Here is a 19,618-nt window from a genome sequence, read left to right as displayed (position 1 = left end):
AGCCCATCAAAAAATCCCACTATTCAATAGGCTAAAGGAAACCTAATCATAGTGAGATTGTGAAATTATAGTAGGGTTTGTATCGCCTCTTCAATTTGTTTTGGGTCTGTTTTTGAAGAGAAGCGTTCAAAGACCTGCCCATCACGACCGATGAGAAACTTAGCGAAATTCCATTCGACTCGTTTTCCCAGTGGGCCAGATTTTTGTTCTTTCAACCAAACATAGAGAGGATCTGCTTCCTTACCGTTGACCTTGATCTTGGCAAAACGTGGGAAGGTGGTTTGATAATGTAGGCTACAGAAGCTGTTGATTTCCTCTGCGCTGCCTGGTGCTTGTCCCATAAACTGATTGCAAGGGAAGTCTAAGATTTCAAAACCTTGTTCTTGATAGCGATCATAGAGTTCTTGAAGTCCTTGGTACTGGGGCGTTAAACCACATCCAGTAGCAGTGTTGACAATCAAGAGTACCTTACCACGATAGATATCTAGTTGAGTTTCTTGATTGTCTTGGTTCAAGACTGAAAAATCGTATAGTGAAGTCATTGCTTGCTTTTCTCCTTCTGTTTGGTATTTTTAGGAGTTTTCTCCTCCTGTAATGATAGAAATCCGTAGGTCAGGGTTCCAAAAATGCTGCCGATAATCAGGCCATACATTAGGAAAGGACCACTTTTATCAAATTGCGTGAGTAACTTAACAAAATCTGGAAGGGACATCTGCTGAACGAAGACTTTATGAAAGATGAGTAAGGTAAAGAGGCCAATCTGAAGACCGATAAACACAATCCAGCTTCGGAATTTGATTTGGGCTTTGCTGTAGGTTTTGAGGATGATTTCTGACTTGTCATCTTTTTCCAAGTGGAGTTCTTTGACGGCTCTTTGAGTTTTTAAAGTAATGAAAAAAATGAGTCCAGAGTAGACGTAGGGCATGGCATAGCGAACGACCTCTATGAAGCGTCCAAATAATAGATAAAACAAGAAGAGAAAGAAGGAAGAATAAACGATTTGGACCATGGAACGGGCACAAGCTTTGTAGATAATCTCTTGCCGGCATTCATCAAAAGGGCCTTGGATGTGAAAGAGATTTCGAAGTAGGCGAGTGGTGAAGTCTTCTTTTTTCATGCTGGTAACCTCCTAAATGAGCGGTTTTACTGACTTTCTTTTATGAATTGATAGAGATAATAAAGATAAGTGATAGAAGAAAGGATAGCGATAGTGAACAGTAAATAATATTTCCAACCGCTTGATATGAGCATCAGTTGTGGTAAAGATAGAATTATAAAGTATAGTGCTAAGTTGAGTATGCGCGTTTTTTGGGAGTCAATCTTTAGATAAGTCAGTCCTTTGTTAAGGGCTGGAATAAAGACTAGCCCGAGGAATATCTCGCTGATTGGCAAGTTCCCTGAAACGATGATGAAGATGAGCAGGGAACTGAACAAAAGATGATAGGTCAGTAAAGTTAGTAATGATTTCATAGGTACCTCCTAATCCTGGTCTTTTTTAGCTCTTGCAATACGAAGTGAGTCGACAATATGTATCATCACTCCGAAAAAGAAAGCTCCCAGTATAGTTTTAAAAATATGTTTTGTATTTAGAAGAGAACTGATAAAATTTGGATTTTCACTTGTTAGGGTATCAATGAGTGGAATTATAAAAAATATCACTGTTCCATAAATCGAACCTGCTTTCAGACCATGATGACGTAACTGTTTCTTTTCTTTTTTCATGAGTTTCCTCCTAATCATTATCCTGATCTTTCTTGGCTTTTGCAATGCGACGGGAGATGAGGAACTGTATGCTTGCCCCGAAGAAGATAGAACCGAGAATGCTTGATACAGCATTTCTTATAGTGAGAAGAGACTGAAAATAGTCCTGACCTTCACCTATGAGTATATGGAGAAGAGGAGTTATAAAAAACATCCATAAACCAAAGAACAAACCAGCTTTCAGACCAGGGGAATGTAGTTGCTTGCTTTCTTTCTCACTCAGCACATCTGGATCAATAGCTGTAATCCCTGTGTTTTTCATTTGGTAGGTGACATAGCCAGCAGCGATGAGAGCAATCGCTAAAATCAGAGGAGGATAGACTAGAGCCACTAGTTGAGGGTATTTATAGGCCAGAAGGAGTGGAATAAGATTGCCGAAAATCATCAGATAAAAGAGGAAGATAAAGACTTGATTGCCGATACGATCAGCCTCGCGTCGTTTGTATTCGTCAAGTGGATCAGAAATACCGTATGTGCGTTTGATCAGTTTTTCAGTGAATGTTTCTTTTTTCATGAGTTTGCTCCTTTTTTAAAAATTATCCTCCCAAAAGAGACTGTTGAGGTCAGTTTGGAGGCTGCGGGCGAGATTGAGACAGAGTTCCAGTGTTGGATTGTACTTGTCGTTCTCAATCATATTGATGGTTTGTCTCGAGACACCGATATCCTTGGCGAGTTCGAGCTGGGAAATGCCCAGTTCCTTGCGAAATTCTTTCACACGATTCATCTGGTCTCCTTTCTGATTTGTGTCGTATATATTTGACTACATTATATTCTTCTATAGAGCGAATGTCAAGCATATTTGACATATTTCTTAAAGAAATTCTTACTTTTTTTGACCTATTTGTCTGACTAGTGCAAGCTAGTCGGATTTGTGGTAAAATAGATAAGATATGACAAAAGAATTTCATCATGTAACGGTCTTACTCCACGAAACGGTTGATATGCTCGACGTAAAGCCTGACGGTATCTACGTTGATGCGACTTTAGGTGGAGCAGGCCACAGCGAATATTTATTAAGCAAATTAAGTGAAAAAGGCCATCTCTATGCCTTTGACCAGGACCAGAATGCCATTGACAATGCGCAAGAACGCTTGGCACCCTACATTGAAAAGGGGATGGTGACTTTTATCAAGGATAACTTCCGTCATTTACAGGCACGTTTGCGCGAAGCTGGTGTTCAGGAAATTGATGGAATTTGTTATGACTTGGGAGTGTCTAGTCCTCAATTGGACCAGCGTGAGCGTGGTTTTTCTTATAAAAAGGATGCGCCACTAGACATGCGCATGAATCAGGATGCTAGTCTGACAGCCTATGAAGTGGTGAACCACTATGACTATCATGACTTGGTTCGTATTTTCTTCAAGTATGGTGAGGATAAATTTTCTAAACAGATTGCACGTAAGATTGAACAAGCGCGTGAAGTTAAGCCGATCGAGACAACGACTGAGTTGGCAGAAATTATCAAGTCGGCCAAACCTGCCAAGGAACTCAAGAAGAAGGGCCATCCTGCCAAACAGATCTTCCAGGCTATTCGGATTGAAGTCAATGATGAACTGGGAGCAGCAGATGAATCTATCCAGCAGGCTATGGATATGTTGGCTCTGGATGGTAGAATTTCAGTGATTACCTTTCATTCCCTGGAAGACCGCTTGACCAAGCAATTGTTCAAGGAAGCTTCAACAGTGGAAGTTCCAAAAGGCTTGCCTTTCATCCCAGATGATCTCAAGCCCAAGATGGAATTGGTGTCCCGTAAGCCAATCTTGCCAAGTTCAGAAGAATTAGAAACCAATAACCGCTCGCACTCAGCCAAGTTGCGCGTGGCCAGAAAAATTCACAAGTAAGAGGAAAAAATGGTAGATAAAAAAGAAACAACCAGTCAATTCTTGCAGAATCGTATAAAAAAATTCTCCCGTGTGGAGAAGGCTTTTTATCTTTCCATTGCGTTTACAGCTCTCGTTTTGGCGCTGAGTATTATCTTTATGCAGACCCGACTCCTACAAGTACAAAATGATTTGACAAAAATCAATGCGCAGATAGAGGAGAAGAAGACAGAGTTGGATGATGCCAAACAAGAGGTAAATGAATTGTTGAGGGCAGAACGCTTGAAAGAAATCGCAAATTCTAAGGACTTAAAATTGAATAACGAGAATATTCGATCAGCGGAGTAAGATATGAAGTGGACAAAAAGAATAACCCGATTTGCGATTAGAAACCGTAAATCTCCAGCAGAAAACCGTAAAATAGTAGGGAAGTACATCAGCTTATTAGCTGTCGTACTTTTCGCTGTCTTTTTGGTCAATTTTGCTGTTATTATCGGGAGTGGTAGTAAATTTGGAACGGATCTAGTCAAAGAGGCCAAGAAAGTTCACCAAATAACCCGTACAGTCCCTGCCAAACGTGGGACTATTTATGACCGAAATGGAGTCCCGATTGCTGAGGACGCAACCTCCTATAATGTCTATGCTGTTATTGATAAAAAATACAAATCAGCAACGGGTAAAATTCTTTATGTAGAAGATGCCCAGTTTAATAAGGTAGCAGAGGTCTTCCATAAGTATTTGGATATGGACGAGGCTTATGTTAAAGAACAATTGTCTCAACCGAATCTGACCCAAGTTTCTTTTGGTGCCAAAGGAAATGGAATTACCTATGCCAATATGATGGCTATTAAAAAGGATTTGAAAGATGCTAGTGTTGAAGGAATTGACTTTACAACTAGCCCTAACAGAAGTTATCCAAATGGACAATTCGCTTCTAGTTTTATTGGTTTAGCTCAACTCCATGAAAATGAGGATGGTAGCAAGAGTTTGCTGGGAACTTCTGGGATGGAGAGTTCCTTGAATAGTATTCTCGCAGGGAAAGACGGTATTATTACCTATGAAAAAGATCGTCTGGGTAATATTGTCCCCGGAACGGAACAAGTTTCCCAACAAACGGTAGATGGCAAGGATGTTTACACAACCATTTCCAGCCCCCTTCAGTCCTTTATGGAAACCCAGATGGATGCTTTTCAAGAGAAGGTAAAAGGAAAGTACATGACAGCGACTTTGGTCAGTGCTAAAACGGGAGAGATACTCGCAACGACACAACGACCGACCTTTGATGCAGATACAAAAGAAGGCATTACAGAGGACTTTGTTTGGCGTGATATCCTCTATCAAAGTAACTATGAGCCAGGGTCAACCATGAAGGTTATGACGCTCGCTGCTGCTATTGATAATAATACCTTTCCAGGAGGAGAAGTCTTCGATAGTAGTGAGTTAAAAATTGCAGATGTCACGATTCGAGATTGGGACGTCAATGAAGGATTGACTGGTGGCAGAATGATGACTTTTTCTCAAGGTTTTGCACTCTCAAGTAACGTTGGGATGACCCTCCTTGAGCAAAAGATGGGAGATGCTACCTGGCTTGATTATCTTAATCGTTTTAAATTTGGTGTTCCGACCCGTTTCGGTTTGACGGATGAGTATGCTGGTCAGCTTCCTGCGGATAATATTGTCAACATTGCGCAAAGCTCATTTGGGCAAGGGATTTCAGTGACTCAGACGCAAATGATTCGTGCCTTTACGGCTATTGCCAATGATGGAGTTATGCTAGAACCTAAATTTATCAGTGCCTTATATGACCCAAATGACCAATCTGTTCGGAAATCTCAAAAAGAGATTGTAGGAAATCCTGTTTCTAAAGATGCAGCCAGTCTAACTCGAACAAACATGGTTTTGGTAGGAACAGATCCAGTTTATGGAACCATGCATAACCACAGCACAGGCAAGCCAACTGTAACTGTTCCTGGTCAAAATGTAGCCCTCAAGTCCGGTACGGCCCAGATTGCCGATGAGAAAAATGGGGGTTACTTGGTTGGTACGACCAATTACATTTTTTCGGCTGTATCGATGAACCCTGCTGAAAATCCTGATTTTATCCTCTATGTGACGGTTCAACAGCCTGAGCATTATTCAGGTATCCAGTTGGGAGAATTTGCCAATCCTATCTTGGAAAGAGCAGTGGCCATGAAAGATTCCCTTAACCTCCAATCTACCGCTAAAACGTTAGATCAGGTAACCAATCAAAGCGCTTATGCCATGCCTAGCATCAAGGACATTTCACCCGGTGATTTGGCGGAAGCCTTACGTCGCAATATTGTGCAACCAATCGTTGTAGGAACAGGAACAAAGATTAAAGAATCATCTGTAGAAGAAGGGACCAATCTTACACCTAACCAGCAAGTTCTCCTCTTATCTGATAAAGCAGAGGAAGTTCCAGATATGTATGGTTGGACAAAAGCAACCGCAGAAGCTTTTTCTAAGTGGTTAAATATAGAACTTGAATTTGAAGGTTCAGGCTCTACTGTGCAGAAGCAAGATGTTCTTGCTAATACAGCTATCAAGGGCATTAAAAAAATTACATTAACTTTAGGAGACTAATATGTTTATTTCCATCAGTGCTGGAATTGTGACATTTTTACTAACTTTGGTAGGAATTCCGGCCTTTATCCAATTTTATCGAAAGGCGCAAATTACAGGTCAGCAGATGCACGAGGATGTCAAACAGCATCAGGCAAAAGCTGGCACGCCAACTATGGGGGGACTTGTTTTCCTCATTGCTGCAGTTGTAGTGAGTTTCCTCGTTGCTCTTTTTTCAAAACAATTGACCAATAATGTGGGAATGATTTTGTTCATCTTGGTCCTTTATGGACTTGTCGGATTTTTAGATGACTTTCTCAAGGTCTTTCGTAAAATCAATGAGGGGCTTAATCCTAAGCAAAAATTGGCTCTTCAGCTCCTAGGTGGGGTCGTTTTCTACCTTTTCTATGAGCGCGGTGGCGATATGCTTTCAGTCTTTGGCTACCAAGTGCATCTAGGGATTTTCTATATTGTCTTCGCCCTTTTCTGGCTAGTTGGTTTTTCAAACGCAGTAAACTTGACAGACGGCATTGACGGTTTAGCTAGTATTTCCGTTGTGATTAGTTTGTCTGCCTATGGAGTTATTGCCTATGTGCAAGGTCAGATGGATATTCTTCTAGTGATTCTTGCCATGATTGGTGGCTTGCTCGGGTTCTTTGTTTTTAACCATAAGCCTGCTAAAGTCTTTATGGGAGATGTGGGAAGTTTGGCTCTCGGTGGAATGCTGGCAGCTATCTCTATGGCCCTCCACCAAGAATGGACTCTCTTGATTATCGGAATTATTTATGTCTTTGAAACAACCTCAGTCATGATGCAAGTAAGTTATTTCAAACTGACAGGTGGTAAACGTATTTTCCGTATGACGCCTGTGCATCACCATTTTGAACTTGGAGGATTTTCTGGTAAAGGAAATCCTTGGAGCGAGTGGAAGGTTGACTTCTTCTTTTGGGGAGTAGGGCTTCTAGCAAGTCTCCTGACACTAGCAATTTTGTATTTGATATAAGAATGGCACCCTGATGTTTCAGGGTGTTTTTGCTTTTTAAAAAATATTGGTCAATTAAAGTCAAAATCCTTGACCTTTTCTGACTAATGTAGTATATTATGAACGTAAGGTAAATGAAAGCCTTACTAGAACACTTATTTAAAGTAAAAAAGAAAGAGGTGGGGTCTATGTTTAATCTAGAAATCTTCAGAAGTAAAGATAGTCTACTCCTGCTTGAAAAAGAAAAACCAGAAATAGTACGTAGAGTAGCGATTTAGCTAGTCTAAATTTTTAAAAAAAGGTCAAAGATAGTCAATATCAGTAATCATAACTAAGTAAACAAAATGAGGTAAAGAATATGAACAACAACTTTAATAATTTTAACAACATGGATGATTTATTTAACCAATTGATGGGTGGTATGCGAGGATACAGTTCTGAAAACCGTCGCTACTTGATTAATGGACGTGAAGTAACATCTGAGGAATTTGCTCACTATCGTGCAACAGGTCAATTGCCAGGAAATGTAGAAGTTGATGGACAAATGCCACAACAGGCTTCAAGTATGAAACAAGACGGTGTCCTTGCAAAACTTGGACGTAACTTGACTGCAGAAGCACGTGAAGGTAAGTTAGATCCTGTCATCGGACGAAACAAGGAAATTCAAGAAGCATCTGAAATCCTCTCACGCCGTACCAAGAACAATCCTGTTTTGGTCGGAGATGCAGGCGTTGGTAAGACAGCCGTTGTCGAAGGTTTGGCACAAGCTATTGTGAATGGTGATGTTCCAGCTGCTATTAAGAACAAGGAAATTATTTCCATTGATATCTCAGGCCTTGAGGCTGGGACTCAATACCGCGGTAGCTTTGAAGAAAACGTTCAAAATCTAGTAAATGAAGTGAAAGAAGCAGGGAATATTATCCTCTTCTTTGATGAAATTCACCAAATTCTTGGTGCTGGTAGCACAGGTGATGGTCAAGGGTCTAAAGGTCTTGCTGATATCTTGAAACCAGCTCTTTCACGTGGAGAATTGACCGTGATTGGGGCAACGACTCAAGACGAATACCGTAACACCATCTTGAAGAATGCAGCTCTTGCTCGTCGTTTCAACGAAGTCAAGGTCAATGCTCCTTCAGCAGAGGATACATATAAAATCCTTCAAGGAATTCGTGACCTCTATCAACAACACCACAATGTCATCTTGCCAGACGAAGTTTTGAAAGCAGCGGTGGATTATTCTGTTCAGTATATTCCTCAACGTAGCTTGCCAGATAAGGCTATCGACCTTGTAGATGTAACGGCAGCTCACTTGGCGGCTCAGCATCCAGTAACAGATGTTCATGCTGTTGAACGTGAAATTGAGGCAGAAAAAGACAAGCAAGAAAAAGCAGTTGAGGCAGAAGATTTTGAAGCAGCTCTAAACTATAAAACACGCATTGCAGAATTGGAAAAGAAAATCGAAAACCATACAGAAGATATGAAAGTGACTGCAAGTGTCAACGATGTGGCTGAGTCTGTAGAACGAATGACCGGTATTCCAGTATCACAAATGGGGGCTACGGACATCGAACGTTTGAAAGATATGGGTCATCGTTTGCAGACGAAAGTTATTGGTCAAGATAAGGCCGTTGAAGCAGTAGCAAAAGCTATCCGTCGTAACCGTGCTGGTTTTGATGAAGGTAACCGTCCAATCGGTAGCTTCCTCTTTGTAGGTCCTACTGGTGTTGGTAAGACTGAGTTGGCTAAACAATTGGCTCTAGATATGTTCGGAACGAAAGATGCTATCATCCGTTTGGACATGTCAGAATACAGCGACCGCACAGCTGTATCTAAATTGATTGGTACAACTGCAGGTTATGTTGGTTACGATGACAACAACAATACCTTGACAGAACGCGTCCGTCGCAATCCATACTCAATCGTCCTTCTCGACGAAATTGAAAAGGCTGACCCTCAAGTCATCACCCTTCTCCTTCAAGTTTTGGACGATGGTCGTTTGACAGATGGTCAAGGTAACACTGTCAACTTCAAGAATACGGTGATTATCGCAACTTCAAACGCAGGCTTTGGTTACGAAGCCAACTTGACAGAAGATGCGGATAAACCAGAATTGATGGATCGTTTGAAACCTTACTTCCGTCCAGAATTCCTTAACCGTTTCAATGCTGTCATCGAATTCTCACACTTGAGCAAAGAAGATCTTTCTAAGATTGTAGACCTTATGTTGGTTGAAGTTAACAAGACGCTTTCTAAGAAAGACATTGACTTGGCAGTGAGCGAAGCTGCTAAAGAATACATGACTGAGGAAGGCTACGATGAAGTCATGGGTGTTCGTCCACTCCGTCGTGTGGTTGAACAACAAATCCGTGACAAAGTCACAGACTTCCACTTGGATAACCTTGATGCTAAACACCTAGAAGCTGACATGGAAGATGGTGTTTTGGTCATTCGTGAAAAAGCCTAAGACAGAATTTTGAGAATAAAAAGAAGGAACCAGCTGAAAAACTGGTTCCTTTTTTGTGTTTAAATCACATGACGCTCAAATGCATCATCTGAAATCCCTTGTTCAAGGATGAGTTTAGCCCATTCTTTAGCAGAGAAGAGGCTGTGGTCCTTGTAGTTTCCGCAAGATTCGATGGTTGTTCCAGGGACGTCTTCCCAAGTAGTAGTTTCAGCGATTTCCTTGAGCGAATCCTTGATAACAGCTGCGATTTCAGCACTGGTGTGACGTCCCCACATAATCATGTGGAAGCCTGTACGGCACCCAAATGGTGAACAGTCAATCATACCGTCAATGCGGGTACGGATGAGTTTGGCTAAGAGGTGCTCAATAGTATGAAGGCCAGCAGTAGGGATAGAGTCTTCGTTTGGTTGCACCAAGCGAATATCATAATTGGAGATGATGTCTCCCTTTGGCCCTGTTTCTTCCCCGATCAAGCGAACATAAGGTGCTTTAACAATAGTGTGATCAAGTTCAAAACTTTCAACAATAACTTCTTTTGACATGGTAAATCCTTTCAGTTTTCTCCTATCATTATAACATAAAGCTGGCTCCTGAGACAGAGAGAAAACCTCTCCGAGAGTGGAGAGGTTGAAATCGTTACTTGCGATACAAGCGGTCGTATTGGTAGTAAGGGTCAAAGGTTACATTGATACCCAATTTTCGAAGGACATTCTTGTCTTCATCTGTCAAGATGATAGTTGAGTGAGCTTCGCTTCCTTTGAGGTTACCAAGTTCTTCCATAGCACGGGCAGCATCAGGATTTTCTGTAGCTGTGATAGCAAGTGCAATCAGAATTTCATTTGAATGAAGGCGTGGATTGCGGCTACCGAGATGATCGATTTTAAGACCTTGGATTGGCTTAACAACTTCGGGTTCGATTAATTTTACTTCTTTAGCAATGTCAGCTGATTTTTTGATGGCGTTAATCAAGGCAGCGGCTGTAGGGCCAAAGAGTTCTGAGTTCTTACCTGTGACGATTTCCCCATTTGGCAATTCAAGGGCTAGGGCTGGTCCGCCAGTTTCTTCTGCTTTTTGGCGTGCAACGACAGCAACCTTACGGTCTGCAGGTGTGATGCCGAGGTCGTTCATAAGCAACTCGATTTTCTTGACAGCAGCTTCACCAACTTTTTCGGCTTTAAAATCAAGAACAGTTTGGTAGTAACGGCGGATGATTTCTTGTTTAGAAGCTTCGACAGCAGCTTCATTATCTGTAATAGCGAAACCAACCATGTTGACACCCATATCTGTCGGAGAAGCGTATGGAGATTTACCAAGGATACGTTCTAACATGCGCTTGAGCACTGGGAAAATCTCGATATCACGGTTGTAGTTGACAGTGGTTTCTCCATAGGTTTGGAGATGGAAGGGGTCAATCATGTTGACATCATCAAGGTCAGCTGTGGCAGCCTCGTAGGCCAAATTGACTGGATGATGAAGGGGAAGATTCCAAACTGGGAAGGTTTCAAACTTAGCGTAACCAGACTTGATACCATTGATTTGGTCGTGGTACATATTGGACATACAGGTTGCCAATTTTCCAGAACCAGGTCCAGGAGCGGTTACGACAATCAAGTTGCGACTGGTTTTGATGTAGTCGTTTTTCCCCATACCTTCTGGAGAAATGATGTGATCCATATCTGTTGGATATCCTTTGATTGGATAATGAAGATAAGAATCAATTCCGTTTTTCTCAAGTTGGTTGCGGAAGGCATCTGCAGCTGGTTGGCCAGCGTACTGTGTGATGACAACGGAGCCGACAAAAATTCCCAATTCATTGAATTTATCAATCAAACGAAGAACTTCTTGGTCATAAGAAATGCCCAAGTCACCACGTGCTTTGGAATGCTCGATATTACTTGCATTAATAGCAATCACGACCTCAACCTGCTCTTTCAACTCCTGCAAGAGCTTGATTTTGTTGTCAGGCTCATAACCAGGAAGGACACGAGCAGCGTGGAAATCTTCTAACATTTTGCCACCAAACTCCAAGTAGAGCTTGCCGTCAAATTGGTTAATGCGCTCCAAAATGTGGTCGCGCTGTAGATTCAAATATTGTTCAGAACTAAAAGCTTGTTTTTTCATTTTTTTACCTCTGACCTCTATTATAATAAAAAATTGGAAGTTAGGAAACTATGGAGTTAAAAAAGGAATCAAAAAGATTAGGCAAACGCTTGCACAAAACTCTAAAAAGCGCTATCATAGACTACAGATTATTAAAATAATGAGGTAAGAAGATGCAAGAAAAATGGTGGCACAATGCCGTAGTCTATCAAGTCTATCCTAAGAGTTTTATGGATAGCAACGGAGATGGAATTGGCGATTTGCCAGGTATTACCAGTAAGTTAGACTATCTAGCTAAGTTAGGAATCACAGCGATTTGGCTTTCTCCTGTTTATAACAGTCCTATGGATGATAATGGATATGATATTGCTGATTATCAAGCGATTGCAGCTATTTTCGGAACTATGGAGGACATGGACCAACTGATCGCGGAAGCTAAGAAGCGTGATATCCGAATTATCATGGACTTGGTGGTCAATCATACCTCAGATGAGCATGCTTGGTTTGTCGAGGCATGTGAAAATCCTGACAGCCCTGAGCGAGACTACTATATCTGGCGCGATGAGCCCAACGATCTAGATTCTATCTTTAGTGGTTCTGCTTGGGAATACGATGAAAAGTCAGGTCAATACTATCTTCACTTCTTCAGCAAGAAACAGCCCGATCTCAACTGGGAAAATGAAAAACTTCGCCAGAAAATTTATGAGATGATGAACTTCTGGATTGATAAAGGCATTGGTGGTTTCCGCATGGATGTCATTGACATGATTGGGAAAATTCCTGACGAGAAGGTAGTCAATAATGGTCCTATGCTTCACCCCTATCTCAAGGAAATGAATCAGGCGACCTTTGGAGATAAGGATCTCTTGACAGTAGGGGAGACTTGGGGAGCAACGCCTGAGATTGCCAAGTTCTACTCAGATCCAAAGGGACAAGAATTGTCTATGGTCTTCCAGTTTGAACATATCGGTCTTCAGTATCAGGAAGGGCAACCTAAGTGGCACTATCAAAAAGAGCTGAATATCGCTAAGTTGAAAGAGATTTTCAACAAATGGCAGACAGAGTTAGGAGTTGAGGACGGTTGGAATTCGCTTTTTTGGAACAATCATGACCTTCCTCGTATCGTCTCAATCTGGGGAAATGACCAAGAATACCGCGAAAAATCTGCCAAAGCCTTTGCAATCTTACTTCATCTCATGAGAGGAACTCCTTATATCTACCAAGGTGAGGAAATAGGGATGACCAACTATCCTTTTGAAACACTGGATCAAGTAGAAGATATTGAATCCCTCAACTATGCGAGTGAGGCTCTTGAAAAAGGCGTTCCGATGGAAGAAATCATGGACAGTATCCGTGTCATTGGACGTGATAATGCCCGTACCCCTATGCAATGGGACGATAGCAAAAACGCCGGTTTCTCGACAGGTCAGCCTTGGTTGGCAGTCAATCCAAACTATCAAGCAATTAATGTTCAAGAAGCACTGGCAAATCTAGATTCTATTTTCTATACTTATCAGAAGTTGGTTCAAATCCGTAAGGAAAACAGCTGGCTGATTCGAGCTGACTTTGAACTCTTGGAAACAACTGACAAGGTCTTCGCCTATATCCGTAAAGATGGGGACCGTCGTTTCCTAGTTGTGGCCAACTTATCCAATGAAGAGCAAGGCTTGACAGTAGAAGGAAAAGTCAAGTCTGTCTTGATTGAAAACACCCTAGCTCAAGAAGCGTTTGAAAAACAAATCTTAGCTCCATGGGATGCTTTCTGTGTGGAATTACTATAAATATTTTTTACAGAAAAATTTAAAATTGAAATCGTATAAAAACAAGGGAGGACTGTATGAAAGGCAGAAATCCTTTGTTTTTTTATAACCAAGGTTTATAAATTTTCATTCTCAAAATTCAATTAACTTTACAAATTTCCACTATTTTGGTAAAATAAACTTATGTTATAAAAACTAACATAAAGGAGAAAGAAGATGACTACAAAAAAGCGTGTCCTTAGTGCAGGCCTGACTTTTGCAGCTGCCCTGCTTTTAACTGCTTGCGGACAATCTGGTTCAGATACAAAAACTTACTCATCAACCTTTAGTGGAAATCCAACTACATTTAACTATTTATTAGACTACTACGCTGATAATACAGCCATTATTACTAACCTAGTTGATGGCTTGCTTGAAAATGATAACCATGGAAACCTAGTTCCGTCTTTAGCAGAAGACTGGTCTGTTTCAAGCGACGGTCTGACTTATACCTATAAACTGAGAAAAGATGCCAAATGGTTCACGGCTGACGGTGAAGAGTACGCCCCAGTCAAAGCACAAGATTTTGTGACAGGGATTAAGTACGCAGTGGACAATAAATCACAGGCCATTGACTTGATTCAAAACTCGATCAAGGGCTTGAATGATTATATTACAGGAGCGGATTCTGACTTTTCTAAGGTTGGAGTGAAGGCTATTGACGACCAGACTGTTGAGTATACTTTGGCACGTCCAGAGCCTTACTGGAACTCAAAAACAACCAACAGTATTCTTTTCCCAGTAAACGAAGAGTTTTTAAATTCAAAAGGGAAAGATTTTGGTACCCTATCTCCAGATAGTATTCTCTACAGCGGACCTTATTTGTTAAAAGATTTCACATCAAAATCATCGATTGAGTATGTGAAGAATCCGCATTACTATGATCATGACAAAGTATCGATTGAACATGTGAAATTGGCTTACTTTGATGGTTCAGACCAAGAATTGACCATCCGTAACTTTGAAAGTGGAGCCTATTCTATCGCTGGGGTTTATCCAAATAGTTCTAACTTTGCTAAGACTAAGGAAAAATATAAGGATAATATCGTCTATAGCTTGCAGGACAAGACTTCTTGGTACTTCAATTTCAACGTCAACCGTAAGGCTTACAACCATACGTCTAAAACGACAGATGAGCAGAAGAATTCAACTGAGACAGCTGTATTGAACAAGAACTTCCGCCAAGCAGTGAACTTTGCCTTGGACCGCACAGCCTATTCTGCTCAGTCAAATGGGGAAGAAGCAGCTAGCAAGACCCTTCGTAACACCCTAGTACCTCCTACATTTGTCCAAGTTGGAGACAAGACCTTTGGAGAAGTAGTCGCTTCTAAATTGGTCAACTATGGCACAGAATGGTCAGGTATTAACTTGGCAGATGCTCAGGATGCCTATTTCAACAAAGAAAAGGCCCAAGCAAAATTTGCGGAAGCTAAAAAAGAATTGGCAAGTCAAGGTGTGACTTTCCCTATTCACTTGGATGTGGCTGTTGATCAAACAAGTAAGAATGCTGTGACAGGTATGAACTCTGTTAAGCAGACCCTGGAGTCAGTTTTAGGTGCTGATAACATTGTCATTGATGTTCAACAACTTTCAACAGATGATTTTAATAACGTAGCTTTCTTGGCACCGACACCAGCTGATCGAGACTATGATTTGAACTTTGATGGTTGGGTAGGTGACTACCAAGATCCGTCAACTTATCTTAATCCTTTCAATGCAGAGGATGGATTCTATCTCAAAATCTTTGGTCTAGATGCTCAAGAAGATAAAGCTAAGATTGCTAGCTTGGGGCTAGATACTTACACCAAGATGCTCAAAGATGCAGATAGCGAAAATAAAGATGTAGCCAAACGCTATGAAAAATATGCTGAAGCACAGGCTTGGATGATTGACAATTCTCTGATTATGTCAGCCATGTCAAGTGGTGGTACAGCATCTGTAACCAAAGTAACGCCATTTACAAGAGGCTATTCACTGGTCGGTATCAAGGGTGACGGCAATAACTACAAGTACATGAAACTGCAAAAAGACACTGTGACAACCAAACAGTATGAAGAAGCGAAGACCAAATGGGAGCAAGAAAGCAAAAAAGCAATCGAAAAAGCTCAAAAAGAAGCAGAAAATCATGTTAAATAATGATGAGCAGTTCTATTGGATGATTTTTATAAAGTCGTCCTAATAGGACTGTTTTTTGCTGTATGGGCTAGTAGTTGTCTAGTTATGTTGAAGTGTAAATGAAATGCTGTATTGATTTTGATGGTTTAATGCTCAATGAAAATCAAAGATCAACTAGGAAGAGATACACAGAATTTCAAAGACTTGTTTTGAGATTGTCTCCAGTAACATATAACCATTATACGGTGGTGTTGGTATACTTTGAAGAGATTTTCAAAGAGTATAAGTGCTTATGATGTCCAAATAACCTATATCGAAGGATGTTTATAAACTGGCTAGATGTAGAACTTATCGTAAAAAGGTGATATAATAGTAACATTAAATGTATAGGTGTTAATCATGAGTAGACGTTTTAAAAAATCACGTTCACAGAAAGTGAAGCGAAGTGTTAATATAGTTTTGTTGACTATTTATTTATTGTTGGCTGGTTTTTTATTGTTTTTAATCTTTAAGTACAATATACTTGCTTTCAGGCACGTTAATATAGTGGTCGCAGTTTTTGCCTTGATGGTTGCTGTGATTGCCGGATTATTAATAATCTATAAAAAAGCAGAAAAGTTCACGATTTTCTTTTTGACACTAGCTGTTTTAGTGAGTTCAGTTTCGTTATTTACTCTGCAGCAATTTGTAGGATTTACAGGTCATATTAATGCAACTTCAAATTATTCAGAGTATTCTCTCAGCGTCGTCGTTTTAAAGGATAGCGATATCAATAATGTTACCCAATTATCTAGTGTTATGGGGCCAACAGGTACGGATAATGAGAATATTCAAAAGCTAATCGCTGATATTAAGACGAGTCAAAATAAAGAATTGACAGTTGAAGAAAGTAGCTCCTATCTTGCAGCCTATAAGAGCTTGCTAGCCGGTGATACAAAGGCAATCATTCTAAACAGTGTCTTTGAAAACATTATCGAATCGGAATATCCTGACTATGCTTCAAAAATTAAGAAAATCTATACCAAAGAATTAACCAAGACGGTTGAAACTCCAAAAGATGTCAAAGGTGACAGTTTCAACGTTTATATCAGCGGAATTGATACTTACGGTCCAATCAGTTCAGTTTCTCGTTCGGATGTCAATATTATTATGACAGTTAATCGTGAAACGAAAAAGATTCTCTTGACAACGACACCTCGTGATTCCTATGTTCCAATTGCAGATGGAGGCAACAACCAAAAAGATAAGTTGACCCATGCGGGGATTTATGGAGTAGATGCTTCCATTCATACACTGGAAAATCTCTACGGTATTGACCTGAACTATTATGCTCGTTTGAATTTCACCTCTTTCTTGAAGTTGATTGATCTTCTCGGTGGAGTTGATGTCTATAATGACCAAGAATTTGATGCACATACAAATAACGGAAAACATTACTCTGTAGGCACATTACATTTGGATTCGAAAGACGCTCTTGGCTTTGTGCGTGAACGCTATTCTCTGGCAGATGGGGACCGAGACCGTGGTCGCAATCAGCAAAAGGTCATTGTGGCTATTCTGCAAAAATTAACCTCTACAGAAGCTTTGAAAAATTATGACAGTATTATTAAGGGGCTACAGGATTCCTTGCAAACCAATATGCCGCTTGAAACTATGATGAATTTAGTTAATGCCCAGCTAGAGAGTGGTGGAACTTATAAGATCAATTCGCAAGATCTTAAAGGAACAGGGCGTATGGATTTACCGTCTTACGCCATGCCTGAGAGTAATCTTTACATGATGGAGATAAGTGACAGCAGTTTAGAGTCAGTCAAGGATGCAATTAATGATGTGTTGGAAGGAAAATAAAACAAAATGATTGATATTCATTCGCATATTGTATTTGGTGTGGATGATGGTCCTAAAACGAAGCAAGAAAGCAAGGCGCTTCTGACAGAAGCCTATAGGCAAGGGGTAAGGACTATTGTATCGACATCACATAGACGAAAAGGAATGTTTGAGACACCTGAGGAGACAATAGCAACAAATTTCCAAGAAGTTAAGGAGATAGCCAAGGAAGTGGCTCCAGACTTGACCATTCTCTATGGAGCAGAGATTTATTATACCCATGATGTGCTTGAGAAGTTAGAAAAACAGGTGATCCCAAGTCTCAATGGAACGCGATACGCACTCATTGAGTTTAGCATGGCTACCCCTTACAGGGAAATCCATACTGCTTTGAGCAATGTTCTCATGCTTGGGATAACGCCTGTAGTTGCTCACATTGAACGTTATCATGAATTAGAAAATAACGAAAAACGAGTAAAAGAGTTGATTGATATGGGCTGTTATACACAAATCAACAGTTCAAGTGTTTTAAAACCAAAGTTGTTTGGGGATAACTACAAATTTATGAAGAAAAGAGCTCGCTATTTTCTAGAGCGTGATTTGGTTCATTTTGTTGCTAGTGATATGCACAATTTAGACCAAAGACCGCCTTATATGAAAGAAGCCTATGAACTTATCTCAAAACAATACGGTGAAAGAAGAGCGAGAGAATTATTTATTGAAAATCCTCGTTTCATCTTAGCGGATCAAATTATTTAGGAGTTGACATGAAAGAAAATAAAGAAATCGCAATTGACGTTGTTCAATTATTTAAAATCCTTTGGAAGAAGAAAATCGCTATTATCCTAACGGCGATTGTGGCGGCTTTAGTTGCTTTTGGTGTAAGTAGTTTTGTACTGACACCTGAGTATTCGAGTACGACACGGATTTATGTGGTCAATCGAAATCAATCAGAAAATGCAGGGTTGACCAACCAGGATTTGCAGGCTGGTACTTACCTGGTAAAAGACTATAAGGAAATTATCCTTTCGCAAGATGTACTGGAGAAAGTCATTTCAAATCTTAAATTAGAGCAATCAGGCAAAGGATTAAGCAAGAAGATTCAAGTAACAGTGCCTTTAGATACTCGTATCGTATCGATTGTTGTAAAGGATGATCAACCAGAAGAAGCCAGTCGTATCGCAAACGCTCTTCGTGAGGTGGCTGCTGAAAAAATTATTAAAGTTACTCGTGTATCAGATGTGACAACACTAGAGGAAGCGAGACCAGCTCTAACACCATCCTCACCTAATATTCGTCGAAATACCTTACTTGCTTTTCTAGCAGGTGGAGCAGTGATGGTTATTTTGGTCTTATTACTTGAATTATTGGACGATCGTGTCAAACGACCAGAAGACGTGGAAGAAGTAATGCATGTTGCACTTTTAGGAATTGTTCCAGATTTGAATAAGTTAAAATAAGGGAGAAAATATGCCAACATTAGAAATCGCACAAAAGCATTTGGTTTTTGCCAAAAAAGCTGAAGAACACTATAATGCTTTGCGCACCAATATTCAATTAAGTGGTGATGATTTGAAAGTTCTTGCCATTTCATCTGTCAAACCTGGTGAAGGGAAGTCTACAACGTCAACTAATATCGCCTGGGCTTTCGCGCGTGCAGGCTATAAAACATTACTAGTAGATGCGGATATCCGTAACTCAGTTATGTCTGGTGTCTTCAAGTCAAGAGAAAAAATTACTGGATTGACTGACTTTTTGGCAGGGACCGCAGACCTCTCTCATGGACTTTGTGATACCAATGTTGAAAATTTATTTGTTATTCAGGCAGGTCCTGTATCACCTAACCCAACAGCCCTCCTGCAGAGTGAAAATTTCCATACCATGATTGATACCCTGCGTAAGTATTTTGACTATGTCATTGTCGACACGGCACCGATTGGGATGGTCATTGATGCTACCATCATTACGCAAAAATGTGATGCTTCTATCTTGGTAACGGCAGCTGGGGAGACAAAACGACGTGATGTCTTAAAGGCTAAAGAACAGTTAGAACAAACAGGAATTCCATGTTTAGGTGTAGTTCTAAATAAATTTAACACAGAAGTTGAAAAATATGGAGCTTATGGAGTCTATGGTTCCTATGGAGCTTATGGGAAGAAATAATTAG

General features: G+C 40.4%; 19 protein-coding genes. 11 read left to right on the top strand and 8 right to left on the bottom strand.

Annotated elements, in window-relative coordinates; translation table 11 throughout:
- Positions 1-65: 65 nt before the first annotated feature.
- Genes N8M09_RS03475 through N8M09_RS03450 form a run of 6 tightly spaced genes read right to left on the bottom strand, consistent with a single transcriptional unit; the run spans position 66 to position 2,485 of the window.
- Positions 66-542 (bottom strand): glutathione peroxidase, encoded by a 477-nt coding sequence (locus N8M09_RS03475; RefSeq protein ID WP_261063831.1) that lies wholly within the window; start codon positions 540-542, stop codon positions 66-68.
- Positions 539-1,117, bottom strand: a complete 579-nt coding sequence (locus tag N8M09_RS03470) for a DUF3278 domain-containing protein (protein ID WP_261063829.1) — start codon at positions 1,115-1,117, stop codon at positions 539-541. Before N8M09_RS03470 ends, N8M09_RS03475 begins: the two co-directional genes overlap by 4 nt.
- Positions 1,118-1,143: 26 nt before the next feature.
- Positions 1,144-1,470, bottom strand: a complete 327-nt coding sequence (locus N8M09_RS03465; protein WP_261063827.1) for a hypothetical protein — start codon at positions 1,468-1,470, stop codon at positions 1,144-1,146.
- 9 nt (positions 1,471-1,479) lie between these two features.
- The gene (locus N8M09_RS03460; protein WP_261063825.1) at positions 1,480-1,722 is read right to left on the bottom strand and encodes a hypothetical protein; all 243 of its coding nucleotides are present in this window, start codon (positions 1,720-1,722) and stop codon (positions 1,480-1,482) included.
- A 10-nt stretch (positions 1,723-1,732) separates the two neighbouring features.
- Positions 1,733-2,275 carry a DUF3278 domain-containing protein gene (locus N8M09_RS03455; RefSeq protein WP_261063821.1) on the bottom strand — a complete coding sequence of 181 codons (543 nt, stop codon included), beginning with the start codon at positions 2,273-2,275 and terminating at the stop codon, positions 1,733-1,735.
- Between the two features lie 15 nt (positions 2,276-2,290).
- Positions 2,291-2,485, bottom strand: a complete 195-nt coding sequence (locus tag N8M09_RS03450; protein WP_001082471.1) for a helix-turn-helix transcriptional regulator — start codon at positions 2,483-2,485, stop codon at positions 2,291-2,293.
- Positions 2,486-2,651: 166 nt separating this feature from the next.
- Between N8M09_RS03450 and rsmH the strand changes: the two genes are divergently transcribed.
- The 5 genes from rsmH (at position 2,652) to N8M09_RS03425 (ending at position 9,610) form a co-directional block, all read left to right on the top strand.
- Positions 2,652-3,602: a 16S rRNA (cytosine(1402)-N(4))-methyltransferase RsmH gene (gene rsmH / locus N8M09_RS03445; protein ID WP_261063819.1), complete on the top strand. Its 951-nt coding sequence runs from the start codon at positions 2,652-2,654 to the stop codon at positions 3,600-3,602.
- 9 nt (positions 3,603-3,611) lie between these two features.
- The gene (ftsL, locus tag N8M09_RS03440) at positions 3,612-3,929 is read left to right on the top strand and encodes a cell division protein FtsL (RefSeq protein ID WP_000227822.1); all 318 of its coding nucleotides are present in this window, start codon (positions 3,612-3,614) and stop codon (positions 3,927-3,929) included.
- Positions 3,930-3,932: 3 nt separating this feature from the next.
- Complete coding sequence (gene pbp2x / locus N8M09_RS03435; protein ID WP_261063816.1) at positions 3,933-6,185, top strand: penicillin-binding protein PBP2X; 2,253 nt, start codon at positions 3,933-3,935, stop codon at positions 6,183-6,185.
- Position 6,186: 1 nt separating this feature from the next.
- Positions 6,187-7,167, top strand: a complete 981-nt coding sequence (gene mraY / locus N8M09_RS03430) for a phospho-N-acetylmuramoyl-pentapeptide-transferase (protein ID WP_261063815.1) — start codon at positions 6,187-6,189, stop codon at positions 7,165-7,167.
- 337 nt (positions 7,168-7,504) lie between these two features.
- Positions 7,505-9,610 (top strand): ATP-dependent Clp protease ATP-binding subunit, encoded by a 2,106-nt coding sequence (locus tag N8M09_RS03425; RefSeq protein WP_261063813.1) that lies wholly within the window; start codon positions 7,505-7,507, stop codon positions 9,608-9,610.
- A 59-nt stretch (positions 9,611-9,669) separates the two neighbouring features.
- On the opposite strand, the gene N8M09_RS03420 is transcribed toward N8M09_RS03425, so the two are convergent.
- Positions 9,670-10,152, bottom strand: coding sequence for an S-ribosylhomocysteine lyase (locus N8M09_RS03420; RefSeq protein WP_000032547.1), 483 nt, complete (start codon positions 10,150-10,152; stop codon positions 9,670-9,672).
- A gap of 94 nt (positions 10,153-10,246) precedes the next feature.
- Positions 10,247-11,731, bottom strand: a complete 1,485-nt coding sequence (locus tag N8M09_RS03415) for a DUF1846 domain-containing protein (RefSeq protein ID WP_049493124.1) — start codon at positions 11,729-11,731, stop codon at positions 10,247-10,249.
- A 152-nt stretch (positions 11,732-11,883) separates the two neighbouring features.
- On the opposite strand from N8M09_RS03415, the gene N8M09_RS03410 reads away from it, so the two are divergent.
- The 6 genes from N8M09_RS03410 (at position 11,884) to N8M09_RS03385 (ending at position 19,614) form a co-directional block, all read left to right on the top strand.
- Positions 11,884-13,491: a glycoside hydrolase family 13 protein gene (locus N8M09_RS03410; protein WP_261063811.1), complete on the top strand. Its 1,608-nt coding sequence runs from the start codon at positions 11,884-11,886 to the stop codon at positions 13,489-13,491.
- A 195-nt stretch (positions 13,492-13,686) separates the two neighbouring features.
- Complete coding sequence (locus N8M09_RS03405; RefSeq protein ID WP_261063809.1) at positions 13,687-15,645, top strand: peptide ABC transporter substrate-binding protein; 1,959 nt, start codon at positions 13,687-13,689, stop codon at positions 15,643-15,645.
- Positions 15,646-16,023: 378 nt separating this feature from the next.
- Positions 16,024-17,472 (top strand): LCP family glycopolymer transferase CpsA, encoded by a 1,449-nt coding sequence (gene cpsA / locus N8M09_RS03400; RefSeq protein WP_261063808.1) that lies wholly within the window; start codon positions 16,024-16,026, stop codon positions 17,470-17,472.
- A gap of 6 nt (positions 17,473-17,478) precedes the next feature.
- Positions 17,479-18,210: a capsular polysaccharide biosynthesis protein Cps4B gene (cps4B, locus tag N8M09_RS03395; RefSeq protein WP_261063806.1), complete on the top strand. Its 732-nt coding sequence runs from the start codon at positions 17,479-17,481 to the stop codon at positions 18,208-18,210.
- Between the two features lie 8 nt (positions 18,211-18,218).
- On the top strand, positions 18,219-18,911 hold the full coding sequence (locus N8M09_RS03390) for a CspC family polysaccharide chain length determinant protein (RefSeq protein WP_261063803.1): 693 nt from the start codon (positions 18,219-18,221) through the stop codon (positions 18,909-18,911).
- Positions 18,912-18,921: 10 nt separating this feature from the next.
- Entirely contained in the window at positions 18,922-19,614 is a 693-nt protein-coding gene (locus N8M09_RS03385) for a tyrosine-protein kinase (RefSeq protein ID WP_261063801.1), read from the top strand.
- The last annotated feature ends 4 nt before the right edge of the window (positions 19,615-19,618 follow it).

It is taken from the genome of Streptococcus mitis (genome assembly GCF_946190375.1).
GTDB classification, from domain to species: Bacteria; Bacillota; Bacilli; order Lactobacillales; family Streptococcaceae; genus Streptococcus; species Streptococcus mitis_CJ.
The sequence above is the reverse complement of the archived record's forward strand: the minus strand, read 5'-3'. Positions and strand labels throughout refer to the sequence as shown.

Excerpts from the sequence above, each read along its gene's own strand:
- N8M09_RS03475 (WP_261063831.1), bottom strand. The coding sequence starts at position 542 with ATGACTTCACTATACGATTTTTCAGTCTTGAACCAAGACAATCAAGAA.
- N8M09_RS03470 (WP_261063829.1), bottom strand. The coding sequence starts at position 1,117 with ATGAAAAAAGAAGACTTCACCACTCGCCTACTTCGAAATCTCTTTCAC.
- N8M09_RS03465 (WP_261063827.1), bottom strand. The coding sequence starts at position 1,470 with ATGAAATCATTACTAACTTTACTGACCTATCATCTTTTGTTCAGTTCC.
- N8M09_RS03460 (WP_261063825.1), bottom strand. The coding sequence starts at position 1,722 with ATGAAAAAAGAAAAGAAACAGTTACGTCATCATGGTCTGAAAGCAGGT.
- N8M09_RS03455 (WP_261063821.1), bottom strand. The coding sequence starts at position 2,275 with ATGAAAAAAGAAACATTCACTGAAAAACTGATCAAACGCACATACGGT.
- N8M09_RS03450 (WP_001082471.1), bottom strand. The coding sequence starts at position 2,485 with ATGAATCGTGTGAAAGAATTTCGCAAGGAACTGGGCATTTCCCAGCTC.
- rsmH (WP_261063819.1), top strand. The coding sequence starts at position 2,652 with ATGACAAAAGAATTTCATCATGTAACGGTCTTACTCCACGAAACGGTT.
- ftsL (WP_000227822.1), top strand. The coding sequence starts at position 3,612 with ATGGTAGATAAAAAAGAAACAACCAGTCAATTCTTGCAGAATCGTATA.
- pbp2x (WP_261063816.1), top strand. The coding sequence starts at position 3,933 with ATGAAGTGGACAAAAAGAATAACCCGATTTGCGATTAGAAACCGTAAA.
- mraY (WP_261063815.1), top strand. The coding sequence starts at position 6,187 with ATGTTTATTTCCATCAGTGCTGGAATTGTGACATTTTTACTAACTTTG.
- N8M09_RS03425 (WP_261063813.1), top strand. The coding sequence starts at position 7,505 with ATGAACAACAACTTTAATAATTTTAACAACATGGATGATTTATTTAAC.
- N8M09_RS03420 (WP_000032547.1), bottom strand. The coding sequence starts at position 10,152 with ATGTCAAAAGAAGTTATTGTTGAAAGTTTTGAACTTGATCACACTATT.
- N8M09_RS03415 (WP_049493124.1), bottom strand. The coding sequence starts at position 11,731 with ATGAAAAAACAAGCTTTTAGTTCTGAACAATATTTGAATCTACAGCGC.
- N8M09_RS03410 (WP_261063811.1), top strand. The coding sequence starts at position 11,884 with ATGCAAGAAAAATGGTGGCACAATGCCGTAGTCTATCAAGTCTATCCT.
- N8M09_RS03405 (WP_261063809.1), top strand. The coding sequence starts at position 13,687 with ATGACTACAAAAAAGCGTGTCCTTAGTGCAGGCCTGACTTTTGCAGCT.
- cpsA (WP_261063808.1), top strand. The coding sequence starts at position 16,024 with ATGAGTAGACGTTTTAAAAAATCACGTTCACAGAAAGTGAAGCGAAGT.
- cps4B (WP_261063806.1), top strand. The coding sequence starts at position 17,479 with ATGATTGATATTCATTCGCATATTGTATTTGGTGTGGATGATGGTCCT.
- N8M09_RS03390 (WP_261063803.1), top strand. The coding sequence starts at position 18,219 with ATGAAAGAAAATAAAGAAATCGCAATTGACGTTGTTCAATTATTTAAA.
- N8M09_RS03385 (WP_261063801.1), top strand. The coding sequence starts at position 18,922 with ATGCCAACATTAGAAATCGCACAAAAGCATTTGGTTTTTGCCAAAAAA.